The sequence below is a fragment of the Kitasatospora sp. CM 4170 genome (assembly GCF_032110285.1).
GTDB classification, from domain to species: Bacteria; Actinomycetota; Actinomycetes; order Streptomycetales; family Streptomycetaceae; genus Kitasatospora; species Kitasatospora aburaviensis.
Window position 1 is genome coordinate 6,522,527 of the sequence record NZ_CP134877.1, and the last position, 12,205, is coordinate 6,534,731.

At 73.8% G+C, this 12,205-nt stretch carries 16 protein-coding genes; 13 read left to right on the forward strand and 3 right to left on the reverse strand.

The window, feature by feature from the left end:
* Window positions 1–220: 220 nt before the first annotated feature.
* From RMN57_RS27795 to RMN57_RS27825, 7 genes are all read left to right on the forward strand, one after another.
* Window positions 221–454 (forward strand): helix-turn-helix domain-containing protein, encoded by a 234-nt coding sequence (locus RMN57_RS27795; protein WP_049658450.1) that lies wholly within the window; start codon window positions 221–223, stop codon window positions 452–454.
* Between the two features lie 232 nt (window positions 455–686).
* Entirely contained in the window at window positions 687–1,493 is an 807-nt protein-coding gene (locus tag RMN57_RS27800) for an enoyl-CoA hydratase/isomerase family protein (protein ID WP_313766027.1), read from the forward strand.
* A 168-nt stretch (window positions 1,494–1,661) separates the two neighbouring features.
* Window positions 1,662–2,171 (forward strand): Asp23/Gls24 family envelope stress response protein, encoded by a 510-nt coding sequence (locus RMN57_RS27805; protein ID WP_380235087.1) that lies wholly within the window; start codon window positions 1,662–1,664, stop codon window positions 2,169–2,171.
* Between the two features lie 43 nt (window positions 2,172–2,214).
* Window positions 2,215–2,406, forward strand: a complete 192-nt coding sequence (locus RMN57_RS27810) for a hypothetical protein (protein ID WP_313766028.1) — start codon at window positions 2,215–2,217, stop codon at window positions 2,404–2,406.
* On the forward strand, window positions 2,406–2,765 hold the full coding sequence (locus RMN57_RS27815) for a hypothetical protein (RefSeq protein ID WP_313766029.1): 360 nt from the start codon (window positions 2,406–2,408) through the stop codon (window positions 2,763–2,765). Before RMN57_RS27810 ends, RMN57_RS27815 begins: the two co-directional genes overlap by 1 nt.
* Window positions 2,762–3,730, forward strand: a complete 969-nt coding sequence (locus RMN57_RS27820; protein ID WP_313766030.1) for a DUF6286 domain-containing protein — start codon at window positions 2,762–2,764, stop codon at window positions 3,728–3,730. The genes RMN57_RS27815 and RMN57_RS27820 overlap by 4 nt, the downstream gene beginning before the upstream one ends.
* Window positions 3,727–4,368: an alkaline shock response membrane anchor protein AmaP gene (locus RMN57_RS27825; protein ID WP_313766031.1), complete on the forward strand. Its 642-nt coding sequence runs from the start codon at window positions 3,727–3,729 to the stop codon at window positions 4,366–4,368. The genes RMN57_RS27820 and RMN57_RS27825 overlap by 4 nt, the downstream gene beginning before the upstream one ends.
* 22 nt (window positions 4,369–4,390) lie before the next feature.
* Here RMN57_RS27825 and RMN57_RS27830 read toward each other — a convergent pair whose 3' ends face one another.
* A complete protein-coding gene (locus RMN57_RS27830; protein WP_313766032.1) occupies window positions 4,391–5,161 on the reverse strand; it encodes an SDR family oxidoreductase in 771 nt (256 codons plus the stop codon).
* A gap of 201 nt (window positions 5,162–5,362) precedes the next feature.
* Between RMN57_RS27830 and RMN57_RS27835 the strand changes: the two genes are divergently transcribed.
* From RMN57_RS27835 to trxA, 3 genes are all read left to right on the forward strand, one after another.
* The gene (locus RMN57_RS27835) at window positions 5,363–5,938 is read left to right on the forward strand and encodes a hypothetical protein (RefSeq protein WP_313766033.1); all 576 of its coding nucleotides are present in this window, start codon (window positions 5,363–5,365) and stop codon (window positions 5,936–5,938) included.
* 184 nt (window positions 5,939–6,122) lie between these two features.
* On the forward strand, window positions 6,123–6,548 hold the full coding sequence (locus tag RMN57_RS27840) for a MerR family transcriptional regulator (RefSeq protein ID WP_313766034.1): 426 nt from the start codon (window positions 6,123–6,125) through the stop codon (window positions 6,546–6,548).
* Between the two features lie 3 nt (window positions 6,549–6,551).
* Window positions 6,552–6,881, forward strand: coding sequence for a thioredoxin (gene trxA / locus RMN57_RS27845; RefSeq protein WP_313766035.1), 330 nt, complete (start codon window positions 6,552–6,554; stop codon window positions 6,879–6,881).
* Window positions 6,882–6,944: 63 nt separating this feature from the next.
* Here the strand turns inward: trxA and RMN57_RS27850 are convergent, their stop codons facing one another.
* Together RMN57_RS27850 and RMN57_RS27855 are read right to left on the reverse strand one after the other, a co-directional pair.
* Complete coding sequence (locus tag RMN57_RS27850) at window positions 6,945–7,745, reverse strand: SURF1 family protein (protein ID WP_313766036.1); 801 nt, start codon at window positions 7,743–7,745, stop codon at window positions 6,945–6,947.
* 31 nt (window positions 7,746–7,776) lie between these two features.
* Complete coding sequence (locus RMN57_RS27855; RefSeq protein ID WP_313766037.1) at window positions 7,777–8,772, reverse strand: DEDDh family exonuclease; 996 nt, start codon at window positions 8,770–8,772, stop codon at window positions 7,777–7,779.
* 158 nt (window positions 8,773–8,930) lie between these two features.
* On the opposite strand from RMN57_RS27855, the gene RMN57_RS27860 reads away from it, so the two are divergent.
* The 3 genes from RMN57_RS27860 (at window position 8,931) to RMN57_RS27870 (ending at window position 12,202) form a co-directional block, all read left to right on the forward strand.
* On the forward strand, window positions 8,931–9,974 hold the full coding sequence (locus RMN57_RS27860; RefSeq protein ID WP_313766038.1) for a zinc-dependent alcohol dehydrogenase family protein: 1,044 nt from the start codon (window positions 8,931–8,933) through the stop codon (window positions 9,972–9,974).
* A 237-nt stretch (window positions 9,975–10,211) separates the two neighbouring features.
* Window positions 10,212–10,568 (forward strand): DUF485 domain-containing protein, encoded by a 357-nt coding sequence (locus RMN57_RS27865; protein ID WP_313766039.1) that lies wholly within the window; start codon window positions 10,212–10,214, stop codon window positions 10,566–10,568.
* Window positions 10,565–12,202, forward strand: coding sequence for a cation acetate symporter (locus RMN57_RS27870; protein ID WP_313766040.1), 1,638 nt, complete (start codon window positions 10,565–10,567; stop codon window positions 12,200–12,202). The genes RMN57_RS27865 and RMN57_RS27870 overlap by 4 nt, the downstream gene beginning before the upstream one ends.
* The last annotated feature ends 3 nt before the right edge of the window (window positions 12,203–12,205 follow it).

Here is a 12,205-nt window from a genome sequence, read left to right on the forward strand (position 1 = left end):
GCCACTCGATCGTGGTCGGGCCGACGCTGCTGATCAGCTCTTTCGCATCGAACGGCGGAAGCCGCCCGGGGGCGTGCACTCTGCGTGAGCGCCCTTGTGCGCTCGGATCACCACCGAATGACCACGCATTCCCGACATCGACCTTGCCGAATGGGTGGCCAGGACGCTGTGGATGGGTGATCATGGGAATCTGACCGAGCAACGCTACGAGGAGGCACGGGTGGCCGAGACTCTGAAAAAGGGCAGCCGGGTGACCGGTGCCGCGCGTGAGAAGCTCGCGGCCGATCTCAAGAAGAAGTACGACTCCGGGGCGAGCATTCGCGCTCTCGCGGAGGAGACCGGTCGCTCGTACGGCTTCGTGCACCGGATGCTGAGCGAGTCCGGAGTGATCCTCCGGGGCCGCGGTGGTGCCACGCGGGGCAAGAACAAAGCTACTGCTGGAGCGAGCTCCTGACGGTCCGTCAGTCCATTGACGGATGACTCGGCGGCAGGGCGCCGACCGGGGATGCGGCGGTTGGTCGTCCGTCCTCGGCCCGTGCGAACCGGCCGCCGATCGTCATGCCCGCCGACACTCCGGGCGGATGTCCTCCGCCCTTCCTCGACCGGTGTGCGCCACCGCCCTGCCGTCGCGCGCCCGGTTTTGTTACTCTCCGGTAGCCAAGTCCCTCGCCACCGGAGGTCCCCGCATGACCGCCCCCGTCACCGACCCGCAGGCCTCTCCCTGGGAGCAGGACGGCGTCCGCCTGGAGATCGACGGCGAGCTCGCCGTCGTCACCCTCTGTCAGCCCAAGCGGCGCAACGCCCAGTCGCCCGCGATGTGGCGCGCCCTGAGCTCCGTCGGCCGCGAACTGCCCGGCAGCGTCCGGGTGGTGCTGCTGCGCGGTGAGGGCGTCTCCTTCTCGGCCGGCCTGGACCGGGCGATGTTCACCGCCGAGGGCATCCCCGGCGAGCGCAACTTCCTCCAGCTGGCCGCCGCCGAGGACAAGGACCTCGACGAGACCATCGCCTCCTACCAGGAGGCCTTCACCTGGTGGCGCCGCCCCGACCTGGTCTCGATCGCGGCCGTGCAGGGCCACGCCGTCGGCGCGGGCTTCCAGCTCGCCCTCGGCTGCGACCTGCGGGTGGTCGCCGACGACGTCCAGTTCTCCATGAAGGAGACCTCGCTCGGCCTCGTCCCCGACCTGGCCGGCACCAAGCCGCTCACCGAACTCGTCGGCTACGCGCGGGCGCTGGAGATCTGCGCCACCGGCCGCTGGGTCGGCGCCGAGGAGGCCGCGGCGACCGGCCTGGCCAACCTGGCCGTCCCCGCCGCGGAGCTGGAGGCCGCCGCCCGCGACCTCGCCGCCGCGCTGCTGGCCGCCCCGCGCAGCGCCGTCATCGAGACCAAGGTGCTCCTCCAGGGCGCCGGCGGCCGCTCCTACGACGAGCAGCGTTCCGCCGAACGGGTGGCACAGGCCCGTCGACTGCGCGACCTGGCCGGCATCGGCGACTGACCGCCACCGCCCGCCGAAGGCCCGGCTCCGGGGAACCGCCCCCCGGAGCCGGGCCTTCCGCCGTCCGGGCCCGCGTCCGGCGGTCCTCCGGGGGCGCGAATCGTGGCGAAATGCCAGAGTTGGAGCGATTTGCGATATAGCTGGAGCCGTACGACGGGAGAAGCGCCCATGCCTGACACTCCGACGCCTGCCACCCTTCACAAGACCGCCCCGACAGCCACCCCCGCCGCGATGCCCTCCAGCAGCGGGAGCAGCCGGCCGCACACCGAGCGCGGCCGCACCGCGATGGCCGTCGGCGTGGTCGAGAAGATCGCCGGCATGGCCGCCCGCGAGATCGCCGGCATCCACGCCCTCGGCTCGGGCCTCGCCCGGACCTTCGGCGCGATGCGCGACAAGGTGCCCGGCGGCAGGTCCAGCATCGGGCGCGGCATCAAGGCCGAGGTGGGCGAGAAGCAGACCGCCATCGACATCGCGCTGGTCGTCGAGTACGGCGCGGTCATCCCCGAAGTGGCCCGCCAGGTGCGGGAGAACATCATCGACGCGGTCGAGCGGTTGACCGGTCTCGAAGTCGTCGAGGTCAACATCGCGGTCAACGACGTCCACCTCCCCGACGAGCCGGAGGTCGAGGAGGAGGAAGAGGCGAGCATCCCGTCCGGACAGCGGCCCAAGTTGAAGTAGCCCGCCGGTTGGGCGGGGGACAGCGGAAGACGAGGTGGAGTGGATGAACCTGGCCGTTCTCGGCCTCGCGGTGGGAATGGCTCTCGGCTTCGCCGGCTATTTCGGCGGGTTCGCGGCGTTCCTGCTGGTAGCCGCGCTGGGCGCGGTCGGCTTCGTGGCCGGGCGGCTGCTGGAGGGTGACATCGACCTCGGCGACCTCGGTGACCTGTTGCGCGGCCGCGACCGGCGCCGCTGATGGCGGCGCTCGCCACCCCCTCCGCCGGCCCCGCCCGCCGTGAACCCGGCGGCCGCGGCCGGCTGCGGATCGCGGACCGGGTCTACGCCCGGATCGCCGCCCGGGCCGCCCGTGACGCGCTCGCGGACGTCTGGCGCGGGCGGGCGGAGCGCGGCGGGCCGCCGAAGGTCTCGGTCTCGGCGCCGGGCTCCACCGTCAGCGTCCGGGTCTCCGTGGACCTGCCCTTCCCCGCCGACCTCGCGGCGCTGGCCCGCACCGTGCGGGAGCGGATCACCGCGCAGGTCGGCGCGCTGACCGGGACCCGCGTCACCGAGGTGGTGGTGGTCGTCGAGCGGTTGGTGGCCGGGGGAGGGGCATGAGCGAGCAGCCGCCCGGCTCCGGCGAGCCGACGGAGCGTGCCGAGTCCGGTGAGTCCGGTGCGCCGGGTGAGCCCGTCGGGTCGGCCGAGCGCGCCGGACCCGCCGCGGGCGGCGCGCCCGTCGGGGCGGAGCCGGAGCCGGAACCCGAGCTGGCGCCGGGACCCGGGCCGGGACCCGAGCTGGGACCCGAGCCCGTACCCGAGCCCGAGCCGGTCAAGGTGCCTCGCCTGCGGGCGTCGCGTACGGCCGCGGCCGGGCTGGTCGCAACCGCCGTCCTGGTGCTCGGCGTCGCGCTGCTCTACGACGCGATCGCCGTCCGGACCGGGCACCCCGCGCGCCGCTGGCGCGCCGAAACGGCCGACGAACTGGCCACCCGGCACCTGGACGACACCTGGGTGCTGGTCGGCGCCGGGGTCGCCGTGCTGCTCGGCGGCTGGCTGCTCTGGCTCGCCTTCGCCCCCGGACTGCGCCGCTGGCTCCCGCTTCGCCCGCAGGGCGACACCACCGCCGCCATCGACAAGGCCGGGGTGCGCATCCTGCTGCTGGACCGGGGCGCCGGGCTGCCGGGAGTGGACCACCTGACCGTCCGGGTGGGCCGGCGCCGGGCGAAGGCCACCCTCGTGGGCCCCGCGGATCCGGCGAGCGTGCAGCGGCAGCTGCGCGAGGAGCTGGCGAGGGTCACCCTGGCCAACCCGCTGCGACTCGACGTACGGACCGGGGGGCACCGGGGCCACGGCGGAGCGCAGGACGTCGAGCCCGGCGGGGGGCCCGGTGGCGGACCCCCCGACGGTGGTGCGGGCGGTGCCGCGGGCGGCGGCGGGGCAGCTGGCGGGGAGCCGGGAGCGGGCGGCGGGGCAGGCGCGCCCGGTCCTGCCGCGCCCGGTCCTGCCGCGTCGGGGTCGGGAGCATCCGCGTCCGGGACGTTCGGGACGTCCAGGAGGCCCGGGCCGGGAGGGGCGGAGTGAAGAAGGCCACCGTCAACCGCGTGCTGCTGGGCGTGGCCGGAGTCGTCCTGCTCGCGGTCGGGCTGCTGGTGCTGGCCGGCGGCCTCGACCTGTACGGGCACCTGGGGGCCGCCCCGCCGAGCTGGTGGCCGCTGGCCTCGCCGGACCAGCCGGTGGTGAGCGCCCGGTCGCGGACCCGCTGGGTCGACGAGGAGTGGTGGTGGCCGGCGGTGATCGGCGGCCTCGCCCTGGCGGTGGCCGGATCGGCCTGGTGGCTCCTCGCCCAGCTGCACCGCAGTGGCCCGGCGACCATCGTCGTGCCGACCCCGGGCGCGCGGGGCCTGCGGCTGCGGCTGCGTACCCGGGCGCTGGAGGACGTGCTGGAGACCGGCACGGTCGTGCTCCCGGAGGTCGGTCGCGCGAAGGTGCGGCTGATCCGCGGACCGGGCCGGCCGTGGCTGCGGGTGGCGGTCCGGCTGACCCCGGGCGGTGAACCGGCGGCGCTGGTCGAGCACTTCGAGACCGGTCCCCGCGCCGATGCGCGGACCAGCCTCGGCCTCCCCGAGCTCCACGCCGAGCTGCGGGTCACGGTCGCGCGGGCGAAGCCGCCGGCCGCCCGGAGACGCGGCGGCCGGCGGAGGCACCCGCGGGTGACCTAGCTAGCTCGCGAGCGAGCGGGCGTCAGAGGCCGCGCAGGGCGCCGCCGTCGACCGGGACCATCACGCCGGTCAGGTAGGAGGCGGCGGGGGAGAGCAGGAAGGCGGCGACCTTGCCGAACTCCTCCGCGGTGCCGTAGCGACCGAGCGGGATCAGCGCGCTGTTCCGCTCGCGGGCGGCGTCGGCGTCGCCGCCGAGGGCGTCGAGCTCGCGCACCCGGTCGGTGTCGATCCGGGCCGGCAGCAGGCCGACCACGCGGATCCCACGCGGGCCCAGCTCGTCGGCGAGCGACTTGGCGGCCATCGCCAGGCCGGGGCGCAGGCCGTTGGAGATGCCGAGGCCGGCGATGGGCTGGCGGACCGAGCCGGAGAGCACGAAGCCGATCACCCCGCCCTCGCCGAGTGCCTCGGCCGCGGCACGGGCGATCCGCAGGGCGCCGAGGAAGACCGACTCGAAGGCGTCGCGCCAGGCCTCCTCGGCGGTCGCCACCACCGGGCCGGCCTGCGGGCCGCCGACGCTGATGAGCACGCCGTCCAGACGGCCGAACCGTTCGGCGGCCGCGGCCAGGAGGCGGCCGGCGGCCTCGGGGTCGGCGTTGTCGGCCACCGTTCCGTGCGCGGTGCCGGGGCCGCCGACGGCGTCGAGCTCGGCGACGGCGGCGTCGACGGACTCCTTGTTCCGGCCGCTGACCAGCACCTTGGCGCCGTCGGCGGCCAGTTCGCGGGCGGCGGCGAAACCGAGGCCGCGGCTGGCGCCGGTGACCACGTACACCTTGTCCTTCAGTCCGAGATCCATGGGCCCATCCTGCCGGTAGGCCGGCGGACGGGGTAGGGGCGGTCGCTGGGCACGCCGGGCGTGTCGGCCGCCGGGAGAGGCGGCACCGGTCGTCACTGGCCGAAGTGGTTCGCTGGGTGGCCGAAAGTTGACGGCAGAACGAAGTTAGGGAACCCTACCCTTGCTTAGCTCACCCTTACCCCCCGATCGCGGAGCACCGTCATGCCCAAGTACCACGCCACCGTCCCGGCTCAGGGGGGAGCCGAGGACCTTTCGGAGGACGCGCAGCGCAGACTCAGGATCACCGGCGCCGTCGCGGCCGTCCTGCTGGTCTGGGGGGCCAGCGCCTGGACGGCCGCGCACCTGCACACCGACCCGGCGCTGCACACCGTGGCCCTGTTCCTGCACCTCGCCGCACTGGTGGTGGGCTTCGGCGCGGTGCTGGCGATCGACTACTACGGCCTGCTCTGCATCCTCGGCCGCCGCACGCTGCGTCAGGTGGTGGACTTCACCGCCCCGCTGCACGTCCCGGTCTGGGGCGGGCTGACCGGACTGGTGCTCAGCGGCGTGCTGCTGGAGCCGCAGCTCTCCTCCGGGCTGACCCAGGTGAAGCTGGGGCTGGTCCTGATGATCGCGCTCAACGGGGTGTACGCGAGCACCCTGCACCGCCGGCTGGAGGGGTACGAGGGGATCCGCCCGCCGGCCCGGCTGCTGGCCCGGGGCGCCGTCTCGGCGGCGGTCTCGCAGGCCGGGTGGTGGGGCGCCGTCCTGATCGGCTTCTACAACACCCAGCACTGACGGCCGGCCCCGACGCCCGACACCGACGCCAGGCCCCGACGCCCGGTCCCGACATCCGGCCCCTGCCGCCCGCGGCACCCGGCGGGACCGGGCGTCGATCGTGCTGGCCTTGACGTCCGCGTGAAGGTCTACCGTCGTTCCCGAAGGCGTTCGGACGGCGGCGGCCGGAAGGCAGGGTGCGGTCATGCGGATCGGTGAGTTGGCGCAGCGGGCGGGGACGACCACCCGCGCGCTGCGGTACTACGAGCAGCTCGGGCTGCTGCCCGCGCGGCGGTCCGGCAACGGCTACCGCGCCTACGGCGAGGACGACCTGCGGCTGCTTGAGCAGATCCGCACCCTGCAGGACTTCGGCTTCGGGCTGGAGGAGACCCGCCCGTTCGTGGAGTGCCTGCAGGCGGGCCACCCGGCGGGCGACTCCTGCCCGGCCTCGCTGGAGGTCTACCGGCGCAAGCTGGCCGAGCTGGACGGGTGCATCGCCCGGCTGCAGGAGGTCCGCGCCCAGGTGGCCGAGCAGTTCGAGCGGGCCGAGCAGGCCCGTGACGAGCTGGCCGCCGGGGCCGCCGCCGAAGTGCCGCGGTGCGAGTTGGCGATCGAGTGGGAGGGACGGTAGACGATGCGGATCACAGGGGTGGCGGAGGTCACGGACGCGACGTTCGCGAGCGAGGTGCTGGCCGCGGACGGGCCGGTGCTGGTGGACTTCACCGCGGACTGGTGCCCGCCGTGCCGGCAGATGGTGCCGGTGCTGGCGGACATCGCGCGGGAGGAGGCGGACCGGCTGACCGTGGTCAGCCTGGACGTCGACCGCAATCCGGAGACCCAGGCCAGGTACGGGGTGCTGTCGATGCCGACGCTGATGGTGTTCCGGGGCGGCGAGCCGGTGCGGTCCGTGGTCGGCGCCCGGGCCAAGGCCCGGCTGCTGCGCGAGCTGGACGACGTCCTGTAGCCGGGGAGCGGCCGGACGGCGTGCGGCGGCCGGACGCGTGCGGCAGCCGGGGCTCCGGGGCCGCTACGCGGGCACGGCCACCGGCGGGAGCTCGGCCTCGGCGGCCGCCTTGGCGCGGTCCTTCGCCTCGCGGCGGACCAGCACCAGGACCCCGACCGGGATCATCGCGGTGAACAGCCACCACTGGATCGCGTACGCCATGTGCGGGCCGATGTCGGAGTGGTTGGGCTCGGGGAGCAGCTCCGGCTGGTCGGCCGGGGCCGGGGTGGTGGCGGTGAGCTCCAGGTAGCCGCCGAGCAGGGCGGCGCCGGTCTCCTTGGCCTGCTGCGGGGTGCTGATCAGGTTGAACTGCCGGTCGGGGAGGCCGGCCCGGTCGCGGATGCCGCTGCCGGCCGAGGTCTCGTCGGCGCGCAGCCGGCCGGTGAGGGTGACCTCGCCGGCCGGGGCGGCCGGCACCGGCGGGTAGGCGGCGGCGGAGTCGCCGGACGGCACCCAGCCGCGGTTCACCAGGACGGTGCCCTTGCCGTCCGAGAGCCGCAGCGGGGTGACGACGAAGTAGCCGATCTTGTCCCCGCCGGAGTCGGTCCGCTTGCGGACCACGAACTCGTGCTCCGGGTCGTACTGCCCGGTGGCCGTCACGGCCCGCCACGTCAGACCCTTGGGCACCGTGAAGCCGGGCGCGGTCGACAGCGAGTCGAACGCCACCGGCCGGGCGGTGAGGGACTGGGCGATCAGGTCGTTGCGGGCCACCCGTGCCTCGTGGCGGTGGTACTGCCAGAACCCCAGCTTGATCGTCGTGGGGATCAGCAGCAGGGCGATCAGCAGGGTGATCAGCCAGCGCCGGGAGAGCAGAAAACGGTACACATGGGCACCGTACGCCCACCTCACAACTCCCTCACGCACCGGGGTGCGGGGCGACCTCGCGCAGCAACTGGAGGAAGGCGTCCTCGCCGACCACCGGTGTGCCGACCTCCCGGGCCTTGCGGGCCTTCCCGCTCCAGCTGCCGGGCTCGTTGGTGACCAGCAGGCTGGTGAGCCGGCTCACCGAGGTGGCGATGTGCAGGCCGGCCTCCACCGTGCGGTCCTCCAGCAGCTCGCGGTCGGTGGCGGTGTCGCCGGTGAACGCCACCCGCATGCCCTGCACCAGCGGCTTGCCGTCCTCCCAGCGCCCCGGGTTGGGGTACGGGCACGGCGGGCGCTTCTTGGCCTGCCGGTAGGCGGAGCCGGTCCACGAGCTGCGGGCGGCGGAGACGGGCTCGTCCTCGCCGAGGTCGGTGACCGCGACGCAGTTCTGCAGCGGCAGCGGCACGCCGCCGGAGCGGGCCAGGTGCAGGCTCGGGCGGAAGGCCTCGGCGAGCACCCGGGCGTCGTCGAGCGCGTTGTGCGCCTGGCGCTGCTGGACGCCGAAGTGGGCGGCGAGCGAGGCCAGCTTCCCGTTGGGCAGCGGCAGCCGCAGGTCGCGGGAGAGCACCATGGTGCAGATCCGCTGGTCCACGGGGGCGCGCAGGCCGGCCCGGGAGAACTCGCGGGAGATCATGTTCCAGTCGAAGAGCGCGTTGTGGGCGACCAGCACGCGGTCTCGCAGCCGCTCCGCGAACTCGCCGGCGATCTCCGGGAAGGTCGGCGCGCCGGCCAGCGCCTCGCGGGTCAGGCCGTGGATCCAGACCGGTCCCGGGTCCCGCTCGGGGTTGACCAGGGTGTACCAGTGGTCGGTGACGTCGCCGTCGGCGTCCAGCTGGTAGACGCCGGCCGAGATGACACGGTCCGAGCGGCCGAGCCCGGTGGTCTCGACGTCCACCACCGCGAAGCCCTCGACGGGGGCGGCGGCGCGCTGGGCGGGGAGGGGGACGGCCCGCGGCGCGCCGGACGTCTCGGGCTGGATCGCATGCATGGTCCAACAGAATAAGCGCCGGACGGGGGCGGACCGGCTCGGAAGGTTGCGCAGGCCGGGCCGGAATAGAGTGGGCAGGGTATTCGTCGTACATCCAGTCGAATTCCGCCGGTCGCGCAGCACCCCCGTGCGGCCGTCTCCCCGAAGGACGAACCACCATGCGCGCCACCGTGATCCACGGCCCCAACGACATCCGGATCGAGGACGTGCCGGACCCGGTCGTCCAGCACCCGACGGACGCCGTGGTCCGGGTGGTCAACGCCTGCATCTGCGGCAGCGACCTGTGGGCCTACCGCGGCGTGGCGGCCCGGGTGGCCGGCCAGCGGATCGGGCACGAGTTCCTCGGCGTGGTGGAGGCGGTCGGCTCCGAGGTGACCGGCTTCACGCCGGGCGACCTGGTGGTGGCCCCGTTCGTCTGGTCGGACGGCACCTGTGACTTCTGTCGGGAGGGTCTGCACACCTCCTGCCCGCACGGCGGGTTCTGGGGCCAGGTCGGTTCGGACGGCGGCCAGGGCGAGGCGGTCCGCGTCCCGTTCGCCGACGGCACGCTGGTCGCGCTGCCGAAGGAGGCCGCGGGCGAGGAGAAGCTGCTGCCCAGCCTGCTCGCGCTCTCCGACGTGATGGCCACCGGCCACCACGCCGCCGTCTCCGCGCGGGTGCGCCCCGGCGCCACGGTCGCGGTGGTCGGTGACGGCGCGGTGGGCCTGTGCGGCGTACTGGCGGCCCACCGGCTCGGCGCGGGCCGGATCATCGCGCTCGGCCGGCACGCCGCCCGCACCGATCTGGCCCGCCGGTTCGGGGCGACCGACGTGGTCGCCGAGCGCGGCGAGGCCGCGATCGAGGCGGTCAAGGAGCTGACCGGCGGCCAGGGCGCGCACGCCGTGCTGGAGGCGGTGGGCACCGAGGAGTCGATGCGCACGGCGATCTCGATCACCCGTGACGGCGGCGCGGTGGGCTACGTGGGCGTGCCGCACGGCGGCAGTGCCGGCGTCGACATCGGTCAGATGTTCGGCCGAAACGTGTCGCTGAACGGCGGCGTCGCGCCGGCCCGGGCCTACATCCCCGAGCTGCTGCCGGACGTGCTCAACGGCGTCATCGAGCCCGGCCTGGTCTTCGACCGCACGGTCGGTCTGGAGGAGGTCCCGGACGGCTACCGCGCGATGGACGACCGCTCTGCACTGAAGGTCCGGATCGCTTTCTGACGCATCGTCACCAGGGGCGGCACCGTTGCCCGGTGCCGCCCCTGCGGCATGGTTCGTGCGGTGATTTTCGGCCAATTGAATAGTGCGAGGGGGTGAACGGCTGGCTGATCGCGGTCAACCCCTTTCGGGTCGGGCGGGACGCTCCTAGCATTGCGCGGCGCGTATCCGGACTGTGACGCCACTCACGTCGGATCGTTCCACTGTGCGACCACTATGCCGAAGGAGTGAGGAGACAGAGTGGAATCGCCGCCGATCACCACTGCCCCTACGGAAGTCCAACTCATCGAGGAGAGCGAGGAGTTCCGCGCCCTGCGGAGCTCGTTCCGGAGCTTCGCCTTCCCGGTCACCATCGGATTCGTCCTCTGGTACCTGCTCTACGTCCTGCTCTCCAGCTACGCGCCCGGTCTGATGGGCACCAAGGTGGTCGGGCACATCAACGTCGCGCTGGTGCTGGGCCTGCTGCAGTTCGTCACCACCTTCGCCATCGCCGCCTGGTACGCCCGCTACGCGAACCGGCGGATCGACCCGCGCGCCGTCGCGATCCGCGAGGCGCGCGGCGCGGTGGTCCACGCCCCCCGGGAGGCCGCCGAATGACGCAGTCCGCCGACTTCCCCCTCGCCGCCGGCCTCGCCGCCTCCGCCTCGGAGCACCGGGTCCTCACGCTCACCCTCTTCGGGCTCTTCGTCGGAGCCACCCTGGCCATCACCATCTGGGCCGGCCGGCAGACCAGGAGCGCCTCCGACTTCTACGCCGGCGGCCGCGGCTTCACCGGCTTCCAGAACGGCCTGGCGATCTCCGGCGACTACATGTCCGCCGCCTCGTTCCTCGGCATCGCCGGGGCCATCGCGCTCTCCGGGTACGACGGCTTCCTCTACTCGATCGGCTTCCTGGTGGCCTGGTTGGTGGCGCTGCTGCTGGTCGCCGAGCCGCTGCGCAACTCCGGCCGGTACACCATGGCCGACGTGCTCGCGTTCCGGATGCGCCAGCGCCCGGTGCGGACCGCGGCCGGCATCTCCACCATCGTGGTCTCGATCTTCTACCTGCTCGCCCAGATGGTCGGCGCCGGGTCGCTGGTGGCGCTGCTGCTCGGCGTCAGCGGGGACCGGGCCAAGCAGGGCACCATCGTGGCCGTCGGTGCGCTGATGGTGATCTACGTGGTGATCGGCGGGATGAAGGGCACCACCTGGGTGCAGATCGTCAAGGCGGTGCTGCTGATCGCCGGCACCGGGCTGATGACCGTCCTGGTGCTGGCCAAGTACCACTTCAACCCCTCGGAGCTGCTCGGCGCCGCGGCCGACGCCAGCGGCAAGGGGGCCGCGTTCCTGGAGCCGGGGCTGAAGTACGGGGCCAGCGGGACGAGCAAACTCGACTTCCTCAGCCTGGGGATCGCGCTGGTGCTCGGCACGGCCGGGCTGCCGCACATCCTGGTCCGCTTCTACACCGTGCCCACCGCCAAGGCGGCCCGGAAGTCGGTGCTCTGGGCGATCGGCATCATCGGCGGCTTCTACCTGATGACCCTGGCGCTCGGCTTCGGCGCGGCGGCGCTGGTCGGCCCCAAGGCGATCAAGGACGTCAGCCCGTCCGGCAACACGGCGGCGCCGCAGCTGGCCGAGGTGCTGGGCGGCGGCGCGGGGTCGACCGGCGGCGCGATCCTGCTCGCGGTGATCTCCGCGGTCGCCTTCGCCACCATCCTGGCCGTGGTGGCCGGCCTCACCCTGGCCTCCTCCGCCTCCTTCGCCCACGACCTCTACGCCAACGTCATCCGGCGCGGGCGGGCCACGGAGAAGGAGGAGGTGCTGTCGGCGAAGTGGGCGGCCGTGGCGATCGGCGCGGTCGCGATCGTGCTCAGCCTCTTCGCGGGCAAGCTCAACACCGCGGCGCTGGTCGCGCTGGCCTTCGCGGTGGCGGCCTCGGCCAACCTGCCCACTCTGCTCTACTCGCTGTTCTGGAAGCGCTTCACCACCGCGGGCGCGGTCAGCTCGGTCTACGCGGGCCTGATCACCTCGGTGACGCTGGTGTTCTTCTCCCCGGTGGTCTCCGGCGGGAAGAACGCGCTCTTCCCGCACTCCGACTTCCATTGGTTCCCGCTGGAGAACCCCGGCCTGGTCTCCATCCCGGTCGGCTTCCTGGCCGGCTGGATCGGAACCCTGCTCTCCAGGGAGCCGGCCGACGGGGAGAAGTACGCTGAACTGGAGGTCCGCTCACTGACCGGACTGGGCGCCCACTGACGG